Below are 26,398 nucleotides of genomic sequence, written 5' to 3' on the forward strand. Positions count from 1 at the left end.
CTGCCGGAGGCCGGGGTCTCGCGGCGCGTACATCGTGGGTCTACCGGAGGGGTCGTTCGGGTGTTCAGCCGTGTCGCCATCGTCAACCGTGGTGAGGCCGCGATGCGGCTCATCCACGCGGTCCGAGAGTTGGCCGCGGAGACCGGGGCCCGGATCGAGACCGTCGCCCTGTACACCGACGTCGACCGCACCGCCACGTTCGTGCGTGAGGCGGACATCGCCTACGATCTCGGTCCCGCGTCCGCGCGCCCGTACCTGGACCTGAAGGTGCTGGAGCGCGCGTTGGTGGAGACCGGGGCCGACGCCGCGTGGGTCGGCTGGGGCTTCGTCGCAGAGGACCCGGCGTTCGCGGAGCTGTGCGAGAAGGTCGGGGTCACCTTCGTCGGGCCGAGCGCGGAGGCCATGCGCAAGCTCGGGGACAAGATCGGCGCGAAGCTGATCGCCGAGGAGGTCGGCGTGCCGGTCGCGCCGTGGAGCCGTGGCGCGGTCGAGACCCTGGACGCCGCCCTGGCGGCGGCGACCGAGATCGGCTATCCGCTGATGCTGAAGGCGACTGCGGGCGGCGGCGGGCGCGGTATCCGCGTGATCACGAACGCGGCCGAACTCGCCGACGCGTACGAGCGCACCAGCCAGGAGGCGGCGCGGGCGTTCGGCAGCGGCGTCGTGTTCCTGGAGCGCCTGGTCACCGGTGCCCGGCACGTCGAGGTCCAGGTGATCGCCGACGGCCAGGGCACTGCGTGGGCGCTCGGTGTCCGTGACTGTTCGGTGCAGCGGCGCAACCAGAAGGTCATCGAGGAGTCGGCGTCGCCGGTGCTCAGCCCGGCCCAGGTCGCCGAGCTCAAGGCGTCGGCGGAACGGCTGGCCGTCGCGGTCGGTTACCGGGGTGCGGCGACCGTCGAGTTCCTCTACCACCCTGGCGACCGGCTGTTCGCGTTCCTCGAGGTCAACACCCGCCTGCAGGTCGAGCACCCGATCACGGAGTCGACGACCGGGTTCGACCTGGTCAAGGCGCAGCTGCACGTCGCCGCGGGCGGGCGGCTCGAAGGCGAGCCGCCGGTGGAGCGCGGGCACGCCATCGAGGCCCGGCTGAACGCCGAGGACCCCGACCGCGACTTCGCGCCCTCCCCGGGCCGCATCGCGCGGCTGGACCTGCCCGCCGGGCCGGGCATCCGGGTGGACACCGGCGTCAGCGAGGGTGACACCATCCCGGCCGACTTCGACTCGATGATCGCGAAGATCATCGCCTACGGTCGCGACCGCGACGAGGCGCTCGGCAGGCTGCGCCGGGCGATGGCGAACACCACGGTGATCATCGAGGGCGGCGCGACGAACAAGAGTTTCGTGCTCGACCTGCTCGACCAGCCCGAGGTGATCGACGCGAGCGCGGACACCGGCTGGATCGACCGCGTCCGCGGCGCGGGCAGGCTCGTCGCGCAGCGGCACTCCGCCGTCGCGCTGGCGGCCGCCGCCATCGAGGCGTACGAGGAGGAGGAACGCATCGAGCGGCAGCGGCTGCTGTCGACGGCGTTCGGCGGGCGGCCGCAGGTGCAGCACAAGAGTGGCCGACCGCTGGACCTCAAGCTGCGCGGCGTCAGCTACCGGGTGCGGGTGGCGCGGGTCGGCGCGCACCGGTTCCGCGTCCGCATCGAAGCGGGCGCGGCCGTCCGCACCGCCGACGTCGAGCTCGACCGTTTCGACCGGCACACCGGGCAGATCGTCGTCAACGGCGTCCGGTACCGCCTGCTCACCGGGACGCACGGGCCGATCCATCTGGTCGAGGTGGACGGCGTGACGCACCGGGTCGGCCGCGACGAGGGCGGCGTCGTCCGCTCACCCATGCCCGCGCTGGTCGTCGCCACGCCGTTGGAGGTCGGCGCCGAGGTCGAGGCGGGCGCGCCGGTGCTGGTGCTGGAGGCCATGAAGATGGAGACGGTGCTGCGGGCTCCGTTCAAGGCGCGGCTGAAGGAATGCGCCGTCTCCGTGGGCAGCCAGGTGGAGGCCGGCGCACCGTTGCTGCGGCTGGAGCCGCTGGCCGAGGAGGCCGACGAGGCCGCGGACGGCCCCGCCGCCGCGTCCGTCGAGCTGGACCTGCCCGCCGCGCCCGGGGAGATCCCGGCGCGCAAGCGCGCCATGCGCGGCCAGGAGGACCTGCGCGGCCTGCTGCTCGGCTTCGACGTGGACCCGCACGACGACCGTCGGGTGCTCGACGACTACCTCGCCGCGCGTCGGGCGGCAACCGAGGACGGCCACCGGCCGCTGGCCGAGGAACTCGACCTCGTCAACGTGTTCGCCGACCTCACCGAGCTGAGCCGCAACCGGCCCACGGGCGAGGACGGCGGCGGCGACGCCCACGTGCACAGCGCCCGCGAGTACTTCCACACCTACCTGCAGAGCCTCGACGTCGAGCGGGCCGGACTGCCGAGTTCGTTCCAGGCGAAGCTCGCCAAGGCGCTCGGGCACTACGGGGTCACCGACCTGGAGCGCTCCCCCGAGCTCGAAGCCGCCGTGTTCCGGATCTTCCTCGCCCAGCAACGCGCGTCCGCCGACGCCACGGTCGTCGCGGCGCTGCTGCGCGCGTGGCTGCGAGAGTCGCCGCCGGACGAGACGCTGCGCGAGCCGGCGGGCCTCGCGCTGGAGCGGCTGGTGGCCGCGACGCAGGTCCGTTTCCCCGTGGTCGCCGACCTCGCCCGCGGCGTGGTGTTCGCCTGGTTCGCCCAGCCGCTGCTGCGCCGCAACCGCGCCCGCGTCTACGCAGAGGTCCGCAAGCACCAGCGCCACCTGGACGCGCACCCGGACGCGCCGGACCGCCCCGAGCGCATCGCCGCGATGGTACGCAGCACCGAGCCGTTGGTTCGGCTGCTCGGCCAGCGGCTCGTCCGCGACCACCTCGACAACGCGGTCATGCTGGAGGTACTGACCCGGCGGTACTACGGCAACAAGGGGCTCACCAGCGTCGGCATCCGTGAGGTCGCGGGCTGCAGCTTCGTGGTCGCCGAGCGCGCGGACTCGAGCGTGGTCTCCGCTGCGGTGAGCTTCGACGCGCTGGGCGGCGCGCTGCACGGGCTCGCCGAACTCGCCGGCGGCGAGGATGCCGTCGACGCCGACATCTACCTCGCCTGGGAGAGCCAGCCGCAGGACTTCGACGCGATGGCCACCGCGTTGCTCGAGGTCATCAACGCGCACCCGCTGCCGCACCAGGTCCGCAGAGTCACCACCACCGTCGCGGGTCGCGGCGGAGCAGTGATGCACCACCACTTCACGTTCCGCCCGTCCGGCGCCGGGATGGCCGAGGAGCGGCTGATCCGCGGCCTGCACCCGTACATCGCGCAGCGAATGCAACTGGAGCGGCTGCGCAAGTTCGACCTGACCCGGCTGCCGTCGTCGGACGAGGAGGTCTACCTCTTCCAGTGCCTGGCGCGGGAGAACCCGTCCGACGAGCGTCTCGTCGCGTTCGCGCAGGTGCGCGACCTGACCGCGCTGCGCGAGCACGACGGCCGGCTGGTCGCGCTGCCCACGACCGAGGACACCGTCGCCGCCTGCCTCGACTCGATCCGCCGCGCGCAGTCCCGGCGACCGTCGAAGACCCGCTTCAACACCAACCGGATCGTGATCTACGTGTGGCCGCCGAGCGACCTCACCCGGGAGGAGATGGAGATGATCGCCGGGCGGGTGCGCCCGACGACCGTCGGCGCCGGGCTGGAGGAGATCCTGTTCATCGCGCGGCAGCGCGACCGCCAGACCGGCGAGCTGACCAAGATCGCCGTACGGATCTCCTTCGACGCCACCGGCGGCGCCGAGCTGACCGTCGGCGAGCCGCCGGTCGAGCCGGTCGAGCCGCTCGACGACTACCGGCTGAAGGTGCTGCGCGCGAGCAGCCGCAACACGGTGTACCCGTACGAGCTGACCGGCCTGCTCGGCGACTTCGTCGAGCACGACCTGGACGACGACCATGCGCTGGTGCCGGTCGACCGGCCGAAGGGGCGCAACACCGCGGCGATCGTCGCCGGCATCGTCACCACGTCGACCCCGCGGCACCCGCAGGGCGTCACCCGGGTCGTGCTGCTCGGTGACCCGACGAAGTCGCTGGGCGCGCTGTCGGAGCCGGAGTGCCGCCGCGTGATCGCCGCGCTGGACCTGGCCGAGCAGATGCGAGTGCCGCTGGAGTGGTACGCGCTGTCCGCCGGCGCCCGGATCTCGATGAAGTCGGGCACGGAGAACATGGACTGGGTGGCGGCGGCGCTCAAGCGGATCGTCGAGTTCACCCAGGACGGCGGTGAGATCAACATCGTGGTCGCGGGCATCAACGTCGGCGCGCAGCCGTACTGGAACGCCGAGGCGACGATGCTCATGCACACCAAGGGCGTCCTGGTGATGACACCGGACTCGGCGATGGTGCTCACCGGCAAGCAGTCGCTCGACTTCTCCGGTGGCGTGTCCGCCGAGGACAACTTCGGCATCGGCGGCTACGACCGGGTGATGGGCCCGAACGGGCAGGCGCAGTACTGGGCGCCGAGCCTCCCCGCCGCGCGGGACGTACTGATGTCGCACTACGACCACACGTACGTCGCACCCGGCGAGGACGCGCCGCGGCGGGCGACCACCACCGACCCCACCGACCGCGACGTCTCCGACTTCCCGCATGCCGCAGCCGGCAGCGACTTCACCACCGTCGGGGAGATCTTCTCCGCCGAGGCCAACCCGGACCGCAAGAAGCCGTTCGACATCCGGACCGTGATGCGGGCGCTGTCCGACCAGGACCACCCGGTGCTGGAACGCTGGGCGGGCATGGCCGACGCGGAGACCGCGGTGGTGCAGGACGCGCACCTGGGCGGCATGCCGGTGTGCCTGCTCGGCATCGAGTCCCGGACGGTGCCGCGGCGTGGCTTCCCGCCCACCGACGGCCCGGAAACCTACACCGCGGGCACGCTGTTCCCCCGGTCGTCGAAGAAGGCCGCGCGGGCGATCAACGCGGCCAGCGGCAACCGACCGCTGGTGGTGCTGGCGAACCTGTCGGGCTTCGACGGCTCGCCCGAGTCGATGCGAAAGCTGCAACTGGAGTACGGCGCCGAGATCGGCCGCGCGATCGTGAACTTCCGGGGGCCCATCGTGTTCTGCGTGATCTCGCGGTACCACGGCGGCGCGTTCGTGGTGTTCTCGAAGGCGCTGAACCCCAACATGACCGTGCTGGCGCTGGAAGGCTCATTCGCCTCGGTCCTCGGCGGCGCTCCCGCCGCTGCGGTGGTCTTCTCCGGCGACGTCGACGCCCGCACCGCGGCCGACCCCCGCGTACGGGACCTGGAGGCCCGCGCAGCGGCCGCCTCCGGCGCCGACCGCGCCGCGTTGACCGCGGAACTCGACGAACTCCGCTCGTCGGTCCGAGCGGAGAAGCTCGGCGAGGTGGCCACGGAGTTCGACCGCGTGCACAACATCCAGCGCGCTGTCGAGGTCGGCTCCGTGGACGCCGTCATCCGCGCAGCTGAACTCCGTCCGCGCATCATCGAGGCCATCGAGTCACATCTGCGTTGACCGGTCGGGGGCGACCACCAGGCCACCCGCCGTCGCGGCCAGGGCGGCGGTGGCCAGGTGAAGCCCCGGCGAGCGGTCGCGACGTCCCTCGTAGGGTAATGGCATGGCTGAGCGATCTCTGACCTTGATGGCGGTGCACGCCCACCCCGACGACGAGGCGACGAGCACCGGTGGTGTCCTGGCTCGCTACGCGGCGGAAGGGATCTCGACAGTGCTCGTGACCTGCACCGACGGGCGATGTGGCGACGGCCCCGGCGGGGTCAAGCCCGGCGACCCGGGGCACGACCCGGCCGCCGTGGTGGCGATGCGCCAGGAGGAACTGGAGGCCAGCTGCGCGTCGTTGAAGGTCACCCACCTGGAGACGCTCGGCTACGCCGATTCCGGGATGATGGGCTGGCCGACCAACGACCTGCCCGGCGCATTCTGGACCACGCCGGTGGCGGAGGCGGCGGACCGGCTGGCGGAGCTGATCCGACAGTACCGGCCGGACGTCGTCGTCACCTATGACGAGAACGGCTTCTACGGCCACCCGGACCACATCCAGGCCCACAGAATCACCATGGCCGCGGTCGCGATGACGGACATCCCCGCCAAGGTGTACTGGACCACCGTGCCGCGCTCGGCGTTCGCGGAATTCGGCCGGATCATGCAGGAGCTCGGCGTCGAGTGGGCCGAGCCGGACGCGGCGTCTGCGGAGTCGGTGCCGCAGCTCGGCCTGCCCGACGACGAGATCACCACCTGGGTGGACACGAGCAGCTACGGCGCGCAGAAGTTCGACGCGTTGGCCGCGCATGCCAGTCAGACCGAGAACATCTTCTTCCTGCAACTCGGCAGGGACCGGTTCACCGAGCTGATGGGCATGGAGACCTTCGTCCGGGTCCGCGACACCACTGGCGCGCCGGTACCCGAGGACGACTTGTTCGCCGGACTGCGCTGACCGGGCCGGTGCCAGTCGGGGTCCTCCGGGAGACCGGCGCCGGCCACTTCCTGACCGAGACGGCCATCCCGGCACCGTGCTGCCATTGAGCACAGGGCCGTGCCAAGCCGCCTCCGATCACCACTTGTCCCACGGTACGGTCCAGTCGCCCACCCCGTCGGTGAGCGCCATGTGCCGAGGAGTGTTGCGCACATCGACCACGTCGCCGGGCCGGAACGTCTCGTAGAACCATCGAGCGTCGGCCGGTCCGACGTTGATGCAACCGTGCGAGGTGTTCCGGTTGCCGTGGGCACCGATGTTCCAGTCGGCCATGTGGACGAACTCGCCCGAGTAGGAGATCCGCAGACAGAGCTTGATGACCTCGTCGTAGTAGTTGGGATCCTTGGGATCGACGAGCCCGTAGCTGGCCGAGGTCATCCGGTGTGAGGGCTCCCGGGTCATCACCACGTGCGGGCCGGAGCGAGTCCAGTAGCTGATGACCTCCCCGTTCGCGCCCACGGCGGTGCCGCCCTTGCCCATGCTGATCGGGATGTCCCGCACCATCTTGCCGTCGATGTAGACCTTCATCCGGTGGGTGGTGGCATCGGCGATGGCGATGCGGGACGGGCCGATGGCGAAGTTCGTGCTGGCGTTGGCCCCGCCGTAGACGCCCTTGCCGAGATCACGGCCGAAGAGGTTGACCTTCACCGAGATCTTCGTGCCCGGGGTCCAGTACTTCGCCGGCCGCCAGTGCGCGTTCTGGCCGTCGATCCAACGCCACCGTCCCTCGACGGCCGGCGTGGTCTCCACCAGCATCGCCTTCTCGGCCTCGGCGCGGTTCTTGACCGGCTTGCTGAAGTTCACCATGACCGGCTGACCGACCCCGTACGTGCCGCCGTCCCGGAGGGCGGTCAGTGCGCTGGCCTGGAACGTGACGGAAGCGACCCCGGACGGCTTGACCGTGCGGAAGCTGCTCTTGTGCTGGCTCAGCGCGCCGGCGGAGTCGGCCGCCGACACGGCAACCGTGTAGGTCTTGCCATAGGCCAGTTTGCCGGTCGAACGCCACGTCTGACCGTCGCTGCCGAGCTTGCCGGCGACGGTCTTGCCTCCGGTGGCCACCGATACGTCCTTGAGCGTGCCGCCCTCCACCGCCACGACCACCTGCTCGAGCGGCGACACCTTGGTCGCATCGGCAGCCGGGGTGACGGTCACACGCACCTCGCCCGCGGGCGCACTCGCCGCAGCCAGACCAGGCTGCGACCACGCGGCTCCGGACGCGGACCCACGGCTGCAACCTGCGGTCACCAGGCCGGCCGTGACACCCAGACCGGTGGCGATCAACTTTCGACGATTGATCATCTCGTTCCTCTCCGCCAGGAGAGTACTTGTTGGCGGCGCGCCAGGGGATCCCGATGTCGGGTGCCTTACGTCGGGTCCAGTCGGACTATCAGGCATGGCCCGAGACAGACTGGTCACGGACGTCAGAGGCCCGGCAGCGGTGTCAGAGGACAAGGTCCCTGCGACGGCGTCGCCTCGGACTTCGGCAGGATCTGTTGAAGAGTTTTACGACGTTGCGCTTCTTGTCGGCAACTCGGTCGAAGGCTGGTGGTCGCCCGCCGGCGAACACCCTCGGTAGACGGCCCGATCAAACTCAGCGAGCGCTGTCTCCGGTGAGCCCTGCCGGACTGCCGGCGCCTCGCCGGTTCGTCTGGTGCGCGTCACTGCGCGACGCCGTCGAGCAGCTCCGGCACCACATCGGCGACGGCCGCACCGCTGGTCCGCCAGGTGCGCCGAGACGTCCTCAACAAGGCCCTCTCGGCTGCGCGGGCACCGCTGTGGCAGCAGGCGTCCGACCTCGAACGATTCACCGCGCACGGCGACTTCCACTGCTTCGCCACCGCTTGGGGCGGACAGTATCCGGCGATCATCAAGCTGTGGCGGGCGGCCTGGTCGGAGTTCGTCCCGTTCCTGGACTACGACGTGGAAATCCCCCGGATCATCTGCTCCACCAACGCCATCGAGTCCCTCAACGCCCGCTACTGCCGCGCCGTCCGCGCCCGCGGCCACTTCCCGACCGAGCAAGCCGCCCTGAAGTGCCTCTACCTGATCACCCGATCCTTGGACCCCACCGGCCGAGGACGAGCCAAGCGGGCAGTGCGGTGGAAGCCCGCCCTCAAGGACACCGTCATCGTCACGCCGCGGCAGACCGTCGCGGTGGACCTCGACGCCGACAACCCGGGCCAGTGGATGACCCACTGCCACAACATCTACCACGCCGAGACCGGCATGATGATCAACCTCGCCTACCAGGCCTGATTAGCCACCAAGCGACCAGCACACCGACCGCTGACTGCGGCGGCCGTCGGCCGGGCCTTTGGCCTGGCCGTCTCGCCGCACGCAGGTCACGGCCGGCGTGCCGAGGCCACGAACAGTGGAAGCGCCAGGAACAGCCGATCATTCGCGGCTCGGCGCCGCTGGTCGGTAACCCACGCGTCGGCCTGGTCACCGGTCACGGCGCCGGTCGTCCTCCCTGCATCGGCGAACCCGGCGAGCATGGGAAGCATCGTCGCGTCGGTGAAGACACCGGTGCGGACCTCCACGTCCGGCCGGAGGAAGCCGGCCTCCATCAGCAGGTTGCGGTATCGGCGGGCGGCTCGGGGCGCGGGAATGGTGTCGGCGCGGGCGTGGACGATGGTCCGGGTGAGGGCGGGGTCGTCGGAGTCGATGACGATGGTGTCCCAGTCCTGGCCGATCAGGACGATGCGGCTGCCGGGGGCGAGCACCCGCCGCGCTTCGGCGAGGGCGCGCGAGGGGTCGTCCAGTTCGTGGAGGACCTTGTCCGCCCGGTACCCGTTGACCGATCCGTCGGGCAGCGGCAGCTGGTAGGCGTCACCGAGGCGTAGATCTGCCTGGGGCAGCCGGGCGCGGGCGACCGCGATCATCCGTTCGTCGCGGTCGACGCCGATCGGTCGCACACCCCGGGCAGCGAGTTCCGCCACCGCACGGCCCGTCCCGCAGCCGACGTCGACCACCGCGCACGACGCGGTCAGCTGCAGCAGGTCGTAGGAGCGGGCGCGTAGGGCGGCGGCAGCGGGGAGAGCGTCGGCGGCGTCGAGCAACCGGATCAGGCGGTCGGTTCCGGAGGCCGGCTGGGCGGTGTTGTGCTGCATTGACATGCTGATCAGCCTGCGACTTAATGTCGACATGACGTCAAGCGGCTGCGCGTCGGGGATGAGCATCGGGGAGGCCGCCGGCCGGTTCGGCCTGCCCACCCACGTGCTGCGGCACTGGGAGTCCGTCGGGCTGCTCGTGCCTGACCGGACCCCAGCCGGGCGCAGACGCTACGGGCTTGACCATCTGCACCGCATCGCCGCCATCCTCCGCGCAAAGGAAGCCGGGTTCCGGCTCGACGACATCCGCGAGATCATCGAGGCCGACGGCGCGACCAGACGGGACCTCATGCGCCGGCACCGCACCGACCTCGCCCAGCGGATCGCCCGGTCACAGGCGTCGTTGCGGCTGATCGACGCGGCGTTGGCCTGCGAGCATGACGACTTCACCCGCTGTCCGGCCTTCCGTTCAACTTTTGCCGCCCTGGCCGGCGGTCCCGCTTCCGTTAGCGAGCCAGGACTGCACCACGCCTGCACGGCGTAGTCCGGCCCAGCCCGCGCCCTCGAATGTCCGACGGGTGACGACGCCAGCTCTCAGTTCCTACTGCTGGCTGGCCAGCTGCCAGAGCGGACCCGCCGCGAGACCCGCGGCGAGGCTGAGTGCGGCCGCGATGACGGCGGTGCGCGCGGACCACCGTCGAGGGCTGACCTGCTCCGTAGCCACCATGTCGGCGTCGGCGGTGCGGTAGGCCGGCACGATCCAGCGCAGGTAGTAGAACAGGCTGAGCACAGTGTTGACGAAGGCGACGACAGCGAGCCATGCGTAGTCGCCGTCCCAGGCGGCGGTCGCGGTGGTCAGCTTGCCGACGAACACTGCGGTGGGTGGGGTGCCCACCAGGCCGAGCAGCGCCACCAGCAGCGCTGCGGCCAACCAGGGCCGCCGCCGGGCCAGGCCCCCGTAGGCGGTGAGCTCCCGGTGCTCGGGCAGTGCGGCCGTGACCGCGAACGCGGCGATGTTGGTCACCGTGTAGCCGGCGAGGTAGACCAGCAGCGACGGCAACGCGAGGTCGCTGCGTCCGGCCACCGCCACGGGTACGAGGAGAAAGCCGACCTGGCTCACGGTCGACCAGCCGAGCAGGCGTCGTGGATCGTTCTGCCAGTAGGCGGCCAGGTTGCCCAGGGTCATGCTGGCGACCGCGAAGATCGCCACCAGCAGCGCCCACGACGTGGTGCGGGGAAGCACCAGGACGAACCGGTACACCGCGATCAGAGCGCCGATCTTGGGCACCGTGGTCAGGAAAGTCGCCACGGTGCCGCCGGCACCCTGCGCGGCGTCCGGCACCCAGAAATGAGCCGGTACGCCGCCGGCTTTGAACATCAGCCCCGCAACGACGCCGACGGTCGCCGCTGCGACGGCCACCGCTGGCGCCTGGGTAAGTCGGTCCGTCAGGTCCCCGTACATGGTCGTGCCGGCGACTCCCGACAGGATGGTCACGCCGAGCAGCAGGAGGATGCCGAACAGCGCACCCATCAGGTAGGTCTTCATCGCGGCTTCCGCGCCGCTGGCGGTGTTCACCAGGCCGATCAGCCCGTAGAGCGGGATGGTGGCCAGCAGGAACCCGACGGCGAGGACGAGCAGGTCGTCCGCGCCCGCGAGGACCACTGTCCCGGTGGTGACGAACAGGAGCAGCGCGTAGGTCTCGCTTTCCCGCGCCGACGCCGCGATCTCATCCGCGGCGAGGGTCAGGACGAGCAGTGTTCCGAACGCGGCGAGGATCCGGGCGACGCCGGTGGCGGTGTCGACGGCGTAGGTGCCCTCGAACGCACGCTGCACCGGCCCACCGAGCTGGACCGCGGCGGCGGCCATGGCGGCGACGAGGACGACGGCGGTGAGGACCCGGATCAGCCACTGTCGCTGCCGAGGGACGAACGAGCCGCCGATCAGCGCGCCGAGGCCACCGACGAGCAGCAGCATCTCGGGTAGCAGGAGCAGGGGCCGCATCCCCATCTCGGCGTCCACCGGTCACCTGCCGACGAGATCGACGACGGCGGCGGAGGCCGGCTCGATGACGTCGAGTAGCGGTCGGGGCAGGATGCCGATGGCGAGGGAGAGCAGCAGCAGGGGCCCGGCCGACCAGATCTCGCTCGGGCGCAGGTCGGTGAATCCGATCGAGTGTCCTCGGGTTTCGCCGGTGAAGACCCGTTGCAACGCGCGCAGGAACAGCGCGGCGGTCACGAGGATGCCGACCAGCGCGACCGCGGTGACGGGGGCGACGGCGACGCTGCCGGTGAAGATCTGGAACTCAGCGATGAACCCGGCGAACGCGGGCAGGCCCAGGGACGCGAAAGCGCCGACGGCGAAGAGCGTGGCGAACGCCGGTGCGGGCGCGGCGAGCCCGCCGTAGGCACCCACGTCATAGGTGCCGACGCGGTCGCGCAGGACGCCGGCGAGGAGGAACAGCGCCCCGGTGATCAGGCCGTGGCTGACCATCTGGGTGACCGCCCCGGTGACCGCCACGGTCCGAGCCTGGGTGGTGTCGGCGGCGACCAGCCCGGCGGCGCCGACCGCGAGCGCGATGTAGCCCATGTGGTTGACCGACGTGTAGGCGATCATGCGTTTGACATTGGTCTGGGCCAGCGCGACGAGCGCGCCGTAGATGACCGACACCACGCCGACGACGATGACGACCCACGCCCAGGCCCGCCAGGCCTGCGGCAGCATCGGCATGGCGATGCGGACGAAGCCGTAGGTGCCCATCTTCAGCAGCACCCCGGCCAGCACCGCCGAGCCGACGGCGGGCGCGTCGGTGTGCGCGGGCGGCAGCCAGGTGTGGAACGGCACGGTCGGGGTCTTCACCGCCAGGCCGACCAGGATCGCGGCGAGCACCAACCCACCAGCGAGAGGCCGGCCGGCCAACGGGGTGGCGGCGGCTAGCGCGGGCATGTCGAAGGTGTGAGGTTCGGCGGCGACGTAGAGGCCGATGAAGCCGACGAGCAGGGCCAGGGAGCCGAGGAAGGTGTAGAGGAAGAACTTCATCGCTGAGTGCCCGCGGTTGCCGTGGCCCCATCCGGCGATCAAGAAGTACATGCCGACGAGGGACAGGTCGAAGAAGACGAAGAACAGGATCAGGTCGGCGGCCACGAACAGGCCGAGGCTGACGCTCTGCAGGAACAGGAACAGCGCCGCATGGGCGCGGGGCCGGTGCCGCTCCCGCAGCGCGTACACGGCGCAGGCCAGGAAGATCACCGCGGTCATCGCGACCAGCGGCAGCGAGAACCCGTCGACCCCCAGGTGGTAGCTGCTGTTCACACCCGGGATCCAGGCGGCCCGCTCCTCGAAGGCGAGCCCGCCGGGAGCGGGTTTCTCGTACCTAACCCACACGACGATCACGAGCGCGAGGTCGACGGCCGCCACCGCCACCCAGGCCCAACGCGTCGGCGCATCGCGGAGCCGGGGCAGGCCGACCAGCGCCAGTGCGGCGGCGAGGGGCACGAAGACGATCAGACTGAGCACGCTCACCTCAACGCGACGAGTAGGAGGACGCCGACCACGACCACCACGACGGCCTGCAGGTAGTACTGATGCAGTTGGCCGGTCTGCGGCCGGCGCGCGAGCTGACCCAGCCGGCGCGTCCAGCCGGCGAACCGCTCCACGGCACCGTCCAGCCACCGGTCGTCGGCGCGGGCGGACCGGTCCGCCACCCGCAGGGTCGCGGCCGCGACCCGCTCGACGCCCCGGTCCAGCACCCGGTCGTCAAAGCGGGCCAGGGCGTCGGCGAGCCACAGAGTAGGGCGTACGACGAGCAGCCCTGCGGCGCTCTCCAGTCCGAGCCAGCGCAGCGCCCACCGCGGCTCGGGGACTCGCCTGCGGGCCACGGCCAGGACGATCACCAGCGCGATGGCCGCGGACACACCGAGTTCAAGCGGAGCGGCCCGGGGCGCCTCCCCCGTTGCCACCGCTCGGGCCAGCAGGCCGTCGACCGGCGGAAGGGCGAGGACCCCGAGTACGGCGGCGGCCACCGCGAGCACGACCACGGGCAACTGCTGGAACAGGTTCACGCCGCCGATGCCCTGCTCCGCCTCGTGGTGGGCCTCGACGTCGGCCCGCCGGTCGGCGGGCACCCGCCGCCACATCACGATCAGGATCTTCCCGGCATACGCGGCGGACAGGGCGGAGGCGACCAGGCCGACGGCGTAGAGCCATGGGGACTGCGCCAGGGCGGCGGCGAGGACGGCGTCCTTGGTCGCCCAGAGCGACAGCGGCGCGACGCCGGCGAGGGCGAGCGCGCCGACGGTGGCCGACCAGCCGACCAACGGCCAGCGCCGAGCGACGCCGGACAGGCCGGCGAGCCGCTGGGTGCCGAGGGCGGTCAGCCACGCCCCGGCGGCGAGGAACAGCAGCGCCTTGGTGGCGGCGTGCGCGACCAGGTGTACGGCGCCGCCAGCGACCGTACCGGCCCCGGCGGCCATCACCACGAACCCCAGCTGCGCGGCGGTGGAGGCCGCCAGCAACTGCTTGAGGTCCCGCTGGGCGACCGCCACAGCGCCCAACAGCAGGGCCGTCGTGGCACCCAGCCAGCTGGTCACCGTTCCCGCCCAGCCGGTCGAGACCAGCAGCGGCTCCACCCGCAGCAGCAGGTAGCCGCCCATGGCGACCATCGCCGCGGAATGCAGCAGGGCGCTGACCGGGCTGGGACCGGCCATCGCCCGGGACAGCCAGAACGAGAACGGCAGTTGCGCGGCCTTACCGAGCGCGGCGACCAGGATTCCGGCGGCGATCACGTGTCGCCACCCCATGCTGCCGCCGGGCAGGTCAGCCAGGGCCAGGCCCGCCCCGCCGGCGAGCGCGGCGGCCGCAGCGAGGTAGAGGCCCAGATCTGCGGTGCGGGTGGTGACGAACGCGGTCAGACCGGCCGACATGCGGTCGTCGTCGCGCCACCAGAAGCCGATGAGCGCGTACGAGGCCGCACCCATGATCTCCCAAGCGAACAGCAGCGTGGGTAGCGTCGCCGCGGTCGCGGTGAGCGCGGCGGAGGAGGCGAACAGCAGCATCAGGCCGTGGAACCGGGCCCGCGCCCGCTGGATCTCCCCGGCCGCGAAGACCAGCACCAGCAGGGTCACCGCCGCGACAGTGGGCACGAGCAGGGCGGCCAGGCCGTCGACGGTGAGCGCGAAGTCGGCGCCGGCCATGAACGGCACCGCCACGCTCGGCCGCTGGAATGCCACCACCGCCGACAGCGCCAGGGTGAGCGCGGCTGCGCCCAGGGAGACCGCTACGACGATCCGGTCCGCCCGCCGGGTGAGGGCGAGCAGACCGCCGACCGCCGCCGGCAGGATCACCAGCAACCAGAGCGAGGCCTGGGCGAAGTCACTCATCCGTTGAGGTCCGCCGCCATGTCGGTCATGTCCACCCGCCGTACCCGATGCAGGTGGGTGGCCACGGCGAAGCCCATCGCCATCTCCACCGTCATCGCGACGATGATCACGAGCAGCAGCACCTGCCCGGAGGGGTCCGGGGCGAGGAACCACCAGAAGCCCGCGGCGGCCAGGATGAGCCCGTTGAGCATCAGCTCCAGCCCCATCATCACCATCACCACGACCTGCTGGGACAGCGCCCCGTACAGCCCGACGCTGAAGAGTGCCGCGGCCACCAGCAGAACCGTCTGGAGGGTCATCGGCCGACGCCTCCCGGTTGCGGGTCCTTCGCCGGTCGGCGGCGAAGGTCGTCGCCAAACCGGTCGTAGCGGGTGCGGTGCGCGGCCAGCACCACTCCAGCGACGATCGTGGCCGCCATGACCGCGCCGACCACCCCCATCACCAGCATCTTCGGACCCATCAACTCCTCACCCAACGCCACCGTCACGCCGGCGGGCGGCCTACCACGGCGGGCCGGCCAGGGAATGAGCACGGCCCCGGCGGCCAGGAGCACGAAGGAACCGACGGCGGCGGCCAGGGCGTGCCGCTTGTCGTGCACCATGCTCATCGGCATCAGCGCCGGGTTCATGCCCATGAACATGACCATGTAGACGGCCATCACGGCCATCTCCATCACCATCATCAGGATCGTCACGACGCCGACGTAGTTCTGCTGCAGCAGCAGCACCTGCACGCCCACCGCGATGAACGACACCGCAAGGGCGTAGCTGGCCCGGGCCATCGAGTTGACATAGAAGACCGCGGCGCCGGCGAGCACAGCCACGACGGCGAGGGCCCAGAACGAGATGTGAGTGATCATGGGTCACGTCCTCCACACCACGACGACAGCGACGAGCAGGTCCTGCACGAGCACCGCGGGCAGCAGTACCAGCCAGCCGACCTCCATGAACAGGTCCGGTCGGAACGCGGGCAGCCGGCGGCGCAGCCACACGAACACCGCGAGCAGGGCGACCGTCTTCACCAGCACCCAGGCCCAGCCGGGCAGCAGCGGGCCGGCCCCACCGCCGAGGAACATCGGCACGGCGAACGCCGCCCCCGCGACCAGCAGTGCGTACCGTCCGCCCTGGAAAACCAGCCGGTCGACCCCCGACAACTCCGCCGTGACGCCACCGGCGATGTCGGATCCCAGCGCCGGCGTGAACGGTCCCCAGACCGCGATCGCGACGACTCCGGTGCAGTAGACCAGGAACGCGACAGGCATCCATACCACGAACCACAGGTCCACCTGCGCGGCCGCGACCGTCCCGACGTTCAGGCTCGACGCGGCAACCGCGGGCGCTACCAGCGCGAACATCAGCGGGAGTTCGTACGCCAGCCCGTGCGCCAGGAAGCGGTAGCCGCCGACCAGCGAGTGCACGGAATTGGCGCCCCACCCCGTCAGCCACACGAAAGCCCACGCCAGGACATCCATCGCGTTGAACCACATCACCCCGACGTCGAGGTCGAACAGCGTCCACTCCCCCAGCGGCACCACCGTCACGATCATCAGCGCCATGAAGAGCAGACCGGAACTGCCGATCCGCCACAGCAGCGTGTCAGCGGCGACCGTGGTCCTGCGCCGCTGCCGCATGAGCCGAGCCATCTCCCCCAACGGTCGTGTCAGCCCGGACGGCCCTGCTCCCGCGGCCCGCGCCGTGAAGACCCCGTCAAGCACAGCGGCGAAGGCCGCGAGTAGGCCCAAGATGGCAGCCGCACCCAGTGCCCATCCGGCGGGGACCGTAGTGACCGTGTCAGGCATGCGCCACCTCGCTCGCCGCCGGCAGCGGATCGAGGTCAAGGCTCGCGACGACCAGCCGCGCGGTGGCGACGTCCAGCCCACGCACCACGTCGCAGACCTTGACGATCAACACCGGCTCGCTGGCACCGCTGCTCCCGCCGTCGGAGCCGGCAATGTCATCGGCCACCCGCTCGATCATGGACAGCAGTCGGTCGTAGGTGTCTCCTCGTAGATGGCCGGGAAGACCCAGGCGCGCAAGGTCGGCCTCGGTAAGGAGCCCGACTCCTCGCAGCGACCAGCGCAGCAGCCACGCGCGCTTGATGCGGTGACGCAGCCGGTCGAGATCCTCGGCCGCCTTCCCCGCGCCTCGGTCGGTCAGCAGCAAGTCGCGCAGACGCCGGGCGTGGCTGGCCGCGTCGTCCCATCCCGCAAGGGCGAGCAGTCCCGCTGCGTTGTCGCAGCGACGCGCCGCGTGGTGCCGTACGTCGGGGTAGCTCACGTCACCCTGGTCGGAGGGGACGCGGGCGTCGACCACGGTGACCTCGGCGTCGACGATGAGGTCGCCCTGCAGCGAGCAGCGCAGGACAAGGCCCGCCGGCCAGTGCGGCAGAACCGAACCCATCCGAAGGTGCAGGACGTCCATCTCCAGGCCGTCACGGTCGTCGCCTCCCTGCGCGAGCGGTATCCCGGCCGGCGTCATGTCCATCGCGCCGTGGTCCATCCCACCGTGGCCGCCGTGCTCCATCCCGCCGTGGCCCATTCCACCCTGGCCGCCGTGCTCGTGGTGCTCCATCCCGCCGTGGTCGTCATGCGCGCCGTGGCCGCCGTGCTCGTGGTGGTCCATGCCGGCGTGCTGAGCGTGACCGACCTGATCGGTGTCGCCCCCCTCGCCATCGCCGGCGTGGTCGCCGTGGTGATGGCCGCCGTGGCGCACCTCCCGGTGCTCGTCACGGTGCGGCTCGTCGTCTGGAATGGCGGATCGGCTGCGACTGTCGTCCTGCTGCCGGCCCACATCGAGAAGCTCGGCCTTAGCCCTGTCGAACGCCGCCGCCGCGAGGTGCGGGGCATCGATCTCGACTCGGGCGCGTGGCCCGGGCATCTCGTCCCACAGTCGCGCGACCACCGCCGCCATCTCCGAGCCGGAGGTGCCACACACTGCCAGCACGTCCGCGTTGGCGGGCGTGGACACGGGCAGCCAACCTCGCTCGCGGATGTGCAGCTCCGCCGCGACACGCGTCAGCCAGTGCCCCGGCACCTCGACCACAAGGACGTGCGCCTGATCGACCGCATACTTGGCAAGAACGTGACTCAGACCCACCGCAGGGCCCCCTCCCGCCACGCCCACAGCACCGCAACGAAGACCGCACCGAGGAACAGGAACATCTCGACGATCGCCGTGACCCCCACCTCAGCGACGACGACCGCCCACGGGTACATGAACAGCATTTCCACGTCGAAGGCGAGGAAGAGCAGCGTCGCGAGGTACCACCGGACGTGGTACCGGGACAGCGCGTGTTCCTCGGGCCCCCAGCCGGACTGAAACGGCAGGACCCTGAGCGCGTCGGGCGCGAGGGCGACCAGACGGTGCAGGCCGTACAGCCCGGCAACGAAGACCGAAGCGACCAGCGCCATCGCTGCGGCTCCTGCATACATGTCGCCTCCTTCAGGGCCGTTACGAGTCTGCCCGTCCGGAACCGGTCGCCGGGCGCATACCAGCACGAAGCTTCGGGTGGGCACCACAGATGCCATGGCCCAGAGGTGCACCCGCGAGACAACGCGGGACGGCGATCAAAGCACCAGGGGCCACACAGCCACGAGTCATGGCTCCGGCACGAGGGTGTCCGTGTCAGTGGGGGCGGACGGAGGCGTGCGGCTACGTCCGGCGTACCGCCATGTCGGCCAGCAGCAGCCCGACCGACGGCCCTCCGTCAGGTCGTACGCCTGCCGGGGCACGAGAGCGGCGTTCGCACCGTCCCTGCTATGCAACCAGGGCAGCAGCGTGGGAACTGATGTGGCGACGATCGCGGGGAAGGTGGAATCGAGCCAGCCGTCGCCCGCTGGCAACCCCAGGTCGAGTCTTCAGCGCGTCTCCTCGATCGCCTGCTCGGCAGCGCGGCGTACGTCGTCGAGCAGGATCTCCATGTCGCGGCGGGTGGTGCGGTAGTTGAGCACGCAGCCGCGCAGCGCGAAGCGGCCGTTGATGGTCGCGTTCGACAGGTACGAGCTGCCAGCCTGCTGCAGCGCCAGCATGATCCGTTCGTTGAGGCGGTCGAGTTCCTCCTCGTCGGACTGGGACCGCGAGCCGGCATGTGCGCCCCCCGGCAGGTAGCGGAAGCAGAAGATGGAGAGTTCGACCGGGGCGAGCAGCTCGAAGTCAGCGCTGGCGTCGACGAGCTCGGCCAGGTGACGGGCGCAGTCGAGGTTGCCCTCGACCGCGTCGCCGACAGCTCGCGAACCAGCGTGCGCCAGCGCCATCCAGACCTTGAGCGCGCGGAATCGCCGGGACAGGTCCGGGCCGTAATCCCAGAAGGCGAAGGCCTCGGCCGGCTCGGTCTGCATGACCCGGGTGTAGTCGGCGTCCAGGCTGAAGGCCCGCCGCGCCGCCTCGGGGTCGCGGTAGATGAGGCAGCCGCAGTCCGCGGGCAGGTAGAGCCACTTGTGCGGGTCGAGGGCGATCGAGTCAGCCTCCGACATGCCGTCGAAGAGCGGACGAGCCGAGGGGGCGAGCCGCGCGAAGCCGCCATAGCACGCGTCAACGTGCATCCACAGCCTGTACCGCCGCGCGACCGCAGCGATATCGGCGAGCGGGTCGACCGCGCCGGTGACGACGGTGCCGGCGTTCGCCACCACACAGAACGGTTCCGCCCCGGCGGCCCGGTCCTCCTCGATGGCGCGGACGAGGGCGTCGACGTCCATCCGGAAGCAGGCGTCCACCGGGATCTCGCGGACGTTCGCCCGCCCGATGCCGAGCAGCGCGGCGGCCTTGTGGATCGAGTGGTGGGTCTCGGTGGAGGCGTAGACGCGCAGCGGCGTGGGGTATGCGGCCGCACCGTGGGTGGCGACCGCGTCGCCGCAGTGGCGGTGTCGTGCGGCAGCGAGCGCCGTGAAGTTGGCCATCGATCCGCCGCTCATGAATAGGCCCCCGGCGCCCGGGTCGCAGCCGAGAGCCTCCTTGATCCAGTCGATGGCCACGTGCTCCAGCTCGCCGGGAGCCGGTGCCGACCGCCACGCGGTGAGGTTCGCATTCAGCGCCGACGCGAGGAAATCGGCCACCGCGGCGACCGCGGTGCCCGGCGCCGAGACGTACCCGAAGAAGCGGGGATGCCCGTTGTGCCGGCTGCCGGGCACGATCACCTCACGGAAGACCGTGAGCAGGTCGGTGAAGTCACGGCCCTCGACGGGCAGCGGCTCGGCGAGCAGCTCCTTCAGTGCGGCAGCGGAGGTTCGCGGGCCGATCGGCAGGTCCCGGATCGAGTCGTGGTAGGCGGCGATCCACTCGACGGCGCGCCCACCCATGTCCCGGATCTGCTCCGCCGAGGGGTCCAGGGCGGAGTCGACGCTGCGCCGATCGGGTGAGATCGAAGTCATGACCCGGAGGATAGTTTGGATCATGTCCTGGCGTTCGCCCGCGCCGCCGCCCCCGCCCCGGCCTAGGTGACTGGTGTTAAACGATGACTGCCACCGGCGCCGCGGTCATCGTCTTGCATCTATTTTCGGTAGTTTGTTGGGATGACGTTGGGCAAAGCGTCGCAGCAGCTGGATCTCTTCGATCCGGTCAGCCGGTTCTGCGCCGAGACGCTGCCGGCGAACTCGATCTACGCGTTCCTGCACGAACACCGCGACCGGCTGTTCCCGGATGGCCTGTTCACCGACCTGTTCGCCCAGACCGGCCGCCGGTCGGTGCCGCCGTCGGTGGTGGCGACGGTGATGGTCCTGCAGCGCCTGGAAGGACTCTCCGACCGCGAAGCCGTCGACCGGTTCGCGTTCGATGTCCGCTGGCAGTATGCGGCCGGGGCAGGTGGCTGGGACGGCGCCGGCCGGGCCGGGTTTGCGCACACGGTCCTGGTCGACATGCGGGAACGGCTGCGCGGCTCGAACCGCCCGGACCGGATCTTCGAGGTCGCCCTCGCCGCCGCCGGGCAGGCCGGGCTGGTGGGCCGCCGCCGGGTGCTGGACTCGACACCGTTGTATGACGCGGTCGCCACGATGGACACGATCACCCTGATCCGCTCCGCGGTCCGCGGCCTGCTCGCCGCAGCCGGCCGGGGTCGGGCTGCTGAGCTACGAGCGGTGCTGACCAGCGGTGACGACTACACCAGCACGGCGAAACCGGTCGTGGACTGGGACGACAAGACCGCCCGCGAAGCATTGATCGACTCCCGAGCCCGCGACGGCTACGCCTTGCTGGCCGCCCTCGACGGCCGCAAAGACCTACCCGAACCCCTCGTCCAGGCGATGACGCTGCTGGCCACGGTGCTGGGTCAGGACCTGGAAACCGGCGACGACGGGGTACTGCGGATCGCCCGGAAAGTCGCCGCGGACCGGGTGATCTCGACCGTCGACCCGCAGGCCCGGCACGGTCATAAGACAAGCCACCGCGGCTTCGACGGCTACAAAGGGCACATCGCAGTCGACCCGGACAGCGAGATCATCACCGCCACGCAGGTCACCGCCGGCAACACCGGCGACGCCGCAGCGGCCGCCGACCTGATCACCGACCTCACCGAACCCGTCGACGCCACCGACACCGCTGCCGGTGACGCGGCGGTCTACGGCGACGCCGCTTACGGCGCCGGCGAGGTCCTCGAACGGCTGCACGACGTCGGGATCGACATCAAGACCAAGGTCCAGCCCCCGAACGCACCGGCCGGCAAGTTCACCAAGGACCAGTTCACCATCGACCTCGGCGCGGGCACGGTGACCTGCCCGAACCAGGTCACCACCGCGATCCGGCCGATCAGCGAGCACCCCCGCCATGCCGGGAAAGCCGATTTCGGCAAAGCCTGCACCACCTGCCCACTGCGAGCACAGTGCACCGCGTCGAAGACCGGCCGGCAGATCACCATCAGCCGCTGGGAAACCCACCTCACCACGGCCCGCAACCGGCAGACCGACCCTGCCTGGAAGGCCGACTACCGGGCCACCCGCCCCAAAGTCGAGCGCAAGATCGCCCACCTGATGCGCCGCCGCCACGGCGGCCGCCGCGCCCGCATGCGCGGCCTGCTCCGCGTCGCCGCCGACTTCACACTCCTGGCCGCCGCCACCAACCTCACCCGGCTCGCCACCCTCGGCCTCACCCACCAACCCCGCGGCTGGACCCTCGCCTGACCACCACAGAACGCCCTCCACCAGCCACTATCCGCCCCAGCAGCGGCCCGCCGGTCCTCACCGGCATCAGTGAACCGCTGATCAGCACAACCAAACGCCGCCGCGCACCAGACCAGCCCGCAACCCCAAAGACCAACACGGGTAGACCGGAACTCCGGCCAACCCGCGTTTAACACCAGTCACCTAGGACGTGGCCGCCGCCTCGACGGCCGGCTCCTGTGGCACACGAGAGGCGACGGCGATGACGAGTACGAGCGGCACGAACAGCAGCGCGGGCTCCCAGGCGGGCTGAAGCAGGGCGACCAGGGCGCCGACGGCGGCGCCGCTCAAGAGGGCCAGCAGGATCTCGACCTTGGCAGAGCGCACGACAACCGGCAGTTACGGCCAGCGCGGCGTTGCGCAACGCGGCGTCGCCGTACCTCGGCGGCGGTATGTGCCCGTAGCGGCCTGCGCTGCTCGACGTACCCCGGGTGCCGCTGCCTGACCGACGATGCTGCCGGTGTGGCCGGCGCACGATCTCAGGGAACGGCGCAGAAGCAGCCCACACGACAGGAGATTGCAATGCCGGCAGAACTGATGAGCTTCACGCTGCACGCCCACCCGTACCCGGGATGGTCGGAAGGGCACGGTCCCTGGAATGGCGGGGGACCGGGTTGGTGGCTGATCTTGCCGATCCTGTTCTGGGTCCTCGTCCTGTCCGGGATCGGGTACGTGGTCTACCGCAGGTCGCCCGGGCAGTCCGCCCGCGGCGCCGCCGAGCGCACGCTCGCCGAACGGTACGCCCGCGGCGAGATCGGCGAGGACGAACTGAAGCAGCGCCGCGCCGTCCTGCGCGGCAAGTCGTAGGTGCGCCGAGCAATGAGGCGTCGGCGCTCCGCCTGGCGCCGACGGACCGTCATCGAAGTTGGGAGGTGAAGACCGGCCGGCCGTGCGTGGTAACGGTGGAGGGCGAAGCCGCTGAGCTACCCGGCTGGCTCCTGGGCCGGCAGCAGGCTGATGGGCTGCTGGTGCGGAGCCGATGAAGCTCCCGATCCGCCGCTCTGGTTGTAGGGCTCGGTTGTCCCCGGCAGGCCATCGCCTCGGTGTTCTCTGGGAGGTCACGCCGGCCCGCTCGCCCACCCGTGAAGCGTGATCGGTTGACCGCCCAAACGGAAGCACGAATGGCTTCCCTTGCGCCGCCACGACGCACCAGGGGCACACGTACAGTATGCAGGCAAAGCTTCTCTTCATTCAGTTGCTTGGTCGCTGCTGATCTTGGAGGGCCCGTTCCTTCTCGCCCTCGCGCCACGCCGTGGATCTGGACACCACGAGACGGTGCACCCAGGCTCAGCTACGAGAGCCCCAAAAAAAATCGGACGGCGCTGTCGAGAACTGGTGACCGGCTCCGTCCCTGGGGTGAACGTGACCACGATGGGTCGCACCAGCGCTCAGGAGAATCACGATGGCCAAGTACTTGCTGCTCAAGCACTATCGCGGCGCTCCGGCTGCGGTCAACGACGTGCCCATGGACCAGTGGACGCCGGAGGAGATCTCGGCGCACGTGCAGTACATGAACGACTTCGCGGCCCGGCTCGAGAAGACCGGCGAGTTCGTCGACGGTCAGGCGCTCGCCCCCGAGGGGACGTTCGTCCGGTACGACGGTGAGGGGCGCCCGCCGGTCACCGATGGCCCGTTCGCCGAGACCAAGGACCTCATCGCCGGCTGGATGGTGATCGACGTCGACAGCTACGAGCGCGCCCTCGAGCTGGCCGGGGAGCTGTCGGCCGCCCCCGGGGCGGGCGGCAAGCCGATCCACGAGTGGCTCGAGCTGCGCCCCTTCCTGACCGCGCCGCCCACCATCACGGAGTGACCTGATGGACGAGGCCCTGCTCCGGAGCCTCACGCCGAGCGTGCTCGGCATCCTCGTCCGCCGCGGAGCCGACTTCGCGGCGGCCGAGGACGCCGTGCAGGACGCGCTGATCGAGGCGCTCCGCGTCTGGCCGGCCAACCCGCCGCGAGACCCGAAGGGCTGGCTGGTCACCGCGGCCTGGCGCAAGTTCCTCGACACGACCCGGGCCGACGCCGCCCGCCGCCGACGTGAAGAGCTCGTCGACGAGGAGCCGGCGCCCGGGCCCGCACCCGCGGCGGACGACACGCTCCAGCTCTACTTCCTGTGCGCCCACCCGTCGCTGACGCCGTCGTCCGCGGTCGCGCTCACGCTGCGCGCCGTCGGCGGGCTGACCACCCGCCAGATCGCCCACGCCTACCTGGTGCCCGAGGCGACCATGGCGCAGCGCATCAGCCGGGCCAAGCGCACCATCTCCGGCGTGCGGTTCGACCAGCCCGGCGACGTCGCCACCGTGCTGCGCGTCCTCTACCTGGTCTTCAACGAGGGCTACTCCGGCAACGTCGACCTCGCCGCCGAGGCCATCCGCCTCACCCGGCAGCTCGCGGCCGCGATCGACCACCCCGAGGTGGCGGGGCTGCTCGCCCTCATGCTGCTGCACCACGCCCGCCGCGCCACCCGGACCGCGCCCGACGGCAGCCTGGTACCGCTCGCCGAGCAGGACCGCAGCCGATGGGACACCACGTCGATCGCCGAGGGCGTCGACATCCTGCAGGCCGCCCTCGCCCGCGACCGGCTGGGCGAGTTCCAGGCCCAGGCCGCCATCGCGGCACTCCACGCCGACGCGCCCACCGCCGAGGAGACCGACTGGGTGCAAATCGTCGAGTGGTACGACGAACTCACGCGCCTGACCGACAGCCCGGTCGTCCGGCTCAACCGCGCAGTGGCCCTCGGCGAGGCCGACGGACCGCGCGCCGGACTGGCAGCGCTCGCAGCACTGGACGACGCACTGCCCCGCCACACGGCGGTGGCGGCATACCTCCACGAACGCGACGGCAACCTGGCCACGGCGGCCCGGCTGTACGCCGAGGCGGCCCGCAAGGCCCCCAACCTCGCCGAGCGCAACCACCTGACGCGCCAGGCCGCCCGCCTCAACGCCCGCCGAGGTCGCTGACCGGCCACGCTCGGATTTCCTTGCAGCATTTGGTGCGGACCTGTGGTTGAGACCACGCGGGTCCGAGCTGCGGCGCACCGGACCGTTAGGTGGTTGAGGCGACGGGAGCTCGTTGACAGGGCGGGTGTTCGCTGCACGGGCGTCCGTCGGGCGCCGTGACCACCAGTCGCAAAACAGTGCGCGCCACGTCGAGGAAGATTGGAGGGCGTGGTACCGCTACTGCCGGCCCATGCCGACATCCATGATCAGTAGGATCCGGCGGGTGAGCGAGAACCTGCACCCAGTCCGCAGGGTCAGCGTGGGCGGCCTGAGCGCCGACATCGACGAAGAGCTTGCGCCGATTGTCGAGGTCATCTGGCGTCTCGGGTTGACGACGTGGACCTGTTGTCAGAACGCGGGCGAGAGCAACGCCGACTGGCCGGAGCAATTGCCGCACATGGCCCCGGTCATCGCTTCGCAAGTGGGATGGGCCTACATCGACTTCCCGATCGACGACGGGTTGGCGTTCCTGACTGCGCTCGCCCAAGCCGGCCCTCGCGACGCCTTCTACCTGCGGATGACCCACTGGGCAGCACCGGACTCGTGGCACGTGTCCGCCCGGCCGATGGACAGGGCGACCTTCGACCAGCTGTGCGAGTCGCAGTTCGAGCTACGGCTCCTGTTGGTCCGCTTTCCGAGCTACGACCGCACGGAGATACTGCGTCGGCTGACCGCCTACGAGGCAGGCCGACTTACGCCGCCAGGGCCGATCGATCGGTCAAGCATGGCTGCCAGGCACTTGGCATGATGCGCCACTTCATGCACCCGGCTTCATGGCTGGTGCATGGTTGACGAACAGGCCAGTTACCGGCGCCCGCGGTCTGCGGCATGAGCGTGCACACCACGGCAACCCGATCGGCGGCACGTGTCAGGGGCAAATACCTTGGCTGGCATCCGCGGATCGGGAAAGATCGACCGCGAGGTGACCCACGTGCGGACTCGACTGCGGCAGCTGCGAATCGACGCGCGGACCGTGTGGCGCGCGGGGATTCATCACGTGCAGGGCAGCGGTGATTGCCACAGGTGCATTCGCCTGCGGGTCTGGGGCGCTGGGAAGACGAGCCAGGCACTCCAGGCGGATCTGCTGTCGGTCGCCTGGCCGGCACCGTGGGGGGCATGCGCGACTGACGGCGCCTATCCGGCATCGGCCGACGTACGAGCCGTCATCAGCTACGCCCTGAAGCACGGGTGGCAGCCTGAGGTCGGGTCGCCCGGGGGGATTTCACCCCCGGGCTCCCACAGAACCGTGCGTAACAGTCTCCCGTTACACGGCTCTTGTCATCCTGATCACCAGAAGCGCGGTGTCCATGCCCAGTGGGCGAAGAGC

20 protein-coding genes and 1 pseudogene are annotated in these 26,398 nt (G+C 70.7%); 9 read left to right on the plus strand and 12 right to left on the minus strand.

Annotated elements, in window-relative coordinates; all coding sequences use genetic code 11:
• Positions 1-60 precede the first annotated feature (60 nt).
• Both DKT69_RS20280 and DKT69_RS20285 read left to right on the plus strand, forming a co-directional pair.
• A complete protein-coding gene (locus DKT69_RS20280; protein ID WP_109803101.1) occupies positions 61-5,526 on the plus strand; it encodes an ATP-binding protein in 5,466 nt (1,821 codons plus the stop codon).
• A 103-nt stretch (positions 5,527-5,629) separates the two neighbouring features.
• Complete coding sequence (locus tag DKT69_RS20285; RefSeq protein ID WP_109803102.1) at positions 5,630-6,463, plus strand: PIG-L family deacetylase; 834 nt, start codon at positions 5,630-5,632, stop codon at positions 6,461-6,463.
• Between the two features lie 117 nt (positions 6,464-6,580).
• On the opposite strand, the gene DKT69_RS20290 is transcribed toward DKT69_RS20285, so the two are convergent.
• The gene (locus DKT69_RS20290) at positions 6,581-7,654 is read right to left on the minus strand and encodes a L,D-transpeptidase (RefSeq protein ID WP_236648112.1); all 1,074 of its coding nucleotides are present in this window, start codon (positions 7,652-7,654) and stop codon (positions 6,581-6,583) included.
• Positions 7,655-8,284: 630 nt separating this feature from the next.
• Between DKT69_RS20290 and DKT69_RS20295 the strand changes: the two are divergent.
• Positions 8,285-8,758, plus strand: a pseudogene (locus tag DKT69_RS20295) (transposase); the annotation flags it as partial.
• Between the two features lie 86 nt (positions 8,759-8,844).
• Here DKT69_RS20295 and DKT69_RS20300 read toward each other — a convergent pair.
• Positions 8,845-9,681, minus strand: a complete 837-nt coding sequence (locus DKT69_RS20300; RefSeq protein WP_236648113.1) for a methyltransferase domain-containing protein — start codon at positions 9,679-9,681, stop codon at positions 8,845-8,847.
• Here DKT69_RS20300 and DKT69_RS20305 point away from each other — a divergent pair.
• Complete coding sequence (locus tag DKT69_RS20305; RefSeq protein ID WP_109803104.1) at positions 9,674-10,096, plus strand: MerR family transcriptional regulator; 423 nt, start codon at positions 9,674-9,676, stop codon at positions 10,094-10,096. The two genes, DKT69_RS20300 and DKT69_RS20305, sit on opposite strands and share 8 nt — an antisense overlap.
• A gap of 57 nt (positions 10,097-10,153) precedes the next feature.
• On the opposite strand, the gene DKT69_RS20310 is transcribed toward DKT69_RS20305, so the two are convergent.
• The 9 genes from DKT69_RS20310 to DKT69_RS20350 form a co-directional block, all read right to left on the minus strand.
• Positions 10,154-11,560, minus strand: a complete 1,407-nt coding sequence (locus DKT69_RS20310; RefSeq protein ID WP_438361847.1) for an NADH-quinone oxidoreductase subunit N — start codon at positions 11,558-11,560, stop codon at positions 10,154-10,156.
• A 15-nt stretch (positions 11,561-11,575) separates the two neighbouring features.
• A complete protein-coding gene (locus DKT69_RS20315; RefSeq protein WP_109803106.1) occupies positions 11,576-13,066 on the minus strand; it encodes a complex I subunit 4 family protein in 1,491 nt (496 codons plus the stop codon).
• Positions 13,067-13,068: 2 nt separating this feature from the next.
• Positions 13,069-14,928, minus strand: coding sequence for a proton-conducting transporter transmembrane domain-containing protein (locus DKT69_RS20320; protein ID WP_109803107.1), 1,860 nt, complete (start codon positions 14,926-14,928; stop codon positions 13,069-13,071).
• The gene (locus tag DKT69_RS20325) at positions 14,925-15,227 is read right to left on the minus strand and encodes an NADH-quinone oxidoreductase subunit NuoK (RefSeq protein ID WP_109803108.1); all 303 of its coding nucleotides are present in this window, start codon (positions 15,225-15,227) and stop codon (positions 14,925-14,927) included. Before DKT69_RS20325 ends, DKT69_RS20320 begins: the two co-directional genes overlap by 4 nt.
• Positions 15,224-15,787 carry an NADH-quinone oxidoreductase subunit J gene (locus DKT69_RS20330; protein WP_109803109.1) on the minus strand — a complete coding sequence of 188 codons (564 nt, stop codon included), beginning with the start codon at positions 15,785-15,787 and terminating at the stop codon, positions 15,224-15,226. Before DKT69_RS20330 ends, DKT69_RS20325 begins: the two co-directional genes overlap by 4 nt.
• Positions 15,788-15,790: 3 nt before the next feature.
• Positions 15,791-16,726 (minus strand): complex I subunit 1 family protein, encoded by a 936-nt coding sequence (locus tag DKT69_RS20335; protein WP_109803110.1) that lies wholly within the window; start codon positions 16,724-16,726, stop codon positions 15,791-15,793.
• The gene (locus tag DKT69_RS20340) at positions 16,719-18,023 is read right to left on the minus strand and encodes a hypothetical protein (protein WP_109803120.1); all 1,305 of its coding nucleotides are present in this window, start codon (positions 18,021-18,023) and stop codon (positions 16,719-16,721) included. The genes DKT69_RS20335 and DKT69_RS20340 overlap by 8 nt, the downstream gene beginning before the upstream one ends.
• Positions 18,014-18,358, minus strand: coding sequence for an NADH-quinone oxidoreductase subunit A (locus DKT69_RS20345; protein WP_109803111.1), 345 nt, complete (start codon positions 18,356-18,358; stop codon positions 18,014-18,016). Before DKT69_RS20345 ends, DKT69_RS20340 begins: the two co-directional genes overlap by 10 nt.
• A 426-nt stretch (positions 18,359-18,784) precedes the next feature.
• Complete coding sequence (locus DKT69_RS20350; protein ID WP_161557906.1) at positions 18,785-20,293, minus strand: pyridoxal phosphate-dependent decarboxylase family protein; 1,509 nt, start codon at positions 20,291-20,293, stop codon at positions 18,785-18,787.
• A gap of 141 nt (positions 20,294-20,434) precedes the next feature.
• Between DKT69_RS20350 and DKT69_RS20355 the strand changes: the two genes are divergently transcribed.
• Positions 20,435-22,033: an IS1182 family transposase gene (locus DKT69_RS20355; protein WP_109803113.1), complete on the plus strand. Its 1,599-nt coding sequence runs from the start codon at positions 20,435-20,437 to the stop codon at positions 22,031-22,033.
• 183 nt (positions 22,034-22,216) lie between these two features.
• On the opposite strand, the gene DKT69_RS20360 is transcribed toward DKT69_RS20355, so the two are convergent.
• Positions 22,217-22,399 carry a hypothetical protein gene (locus DKT69_RS20360; RefSeq protein ID WP_109803114.1) on the minus strand — a complete coding sequence of 61 codons (183 nt, stop codon included), beginning with the start codon at positions 22,397-22,399 and terminating at the stop codon, positions 22,217-22,219.
• A 195-nt stretch (positions 22,400-22,594) separates the two neighbouring features.
• Here DKT69_RS20360 and DKT69_RS38420 point away from each other — a divergent pair, with 195 nt between their 5' ends.
• From DKT69_RS38420 to DKT69_RS20380, 4 genes are all read left to right on the plus strand, one after another.
• Positions 22,595-22,879 (plus strand): SHOCT domain-containing protein, encoded by a 285-nt coding sequence (locus DKT69_RS38420; RefSeq protein ID WP_161557907.1) that lies wholly within the window; start codon positions 22,595-22,597, stop codon positions 22,877-22,879.
• Between the two features lie 595 nt (positions 22,880-23,474).
• Positions 23,475-23,882, plus strand: coding sequence for a YciI family protein (locus tag DKT69_RS20370; RefSeq protein WP_109803115.1), 408 nt, complete (start codon positions 23,475-23,477; stop codon positions 23,880-23,882).
• 4 nt (positions 23,883-23,886) lie between these two features.
• A complete protein-coding gene (locus DKT69_RS20375; RefSeq protein WP_109803116.1) occupies positions 23,887-25,032 on the plus strand; it encodes an RNA polymerase sigma factor in 1,146 nt (381 codons plus the stop codon).
• 262 nt (positions 25,033-25,294) lie between these two features.
• A complete protein-coding gene (locus DKT69_RS20380; protein ID WP_146231157.1) occupies positions 25,295-25,819 on the plus strand; it encodes a hypothetical protein in 525 nt (174 codons plus the stop codon).
• The last annotated feature ends 579 nt before the right edge of the window (positions 25,820-26,398 follow it).

This window comes from Micromonospora sicca (genome assembly GCF_003172935.1).
Taxonomy (GTDB): Bacteria; Actinomycetota; Actinomycetes; order Mycobacteriales; family Micromonosporaceae; genus Micromonospora; species Micromonospora sicca.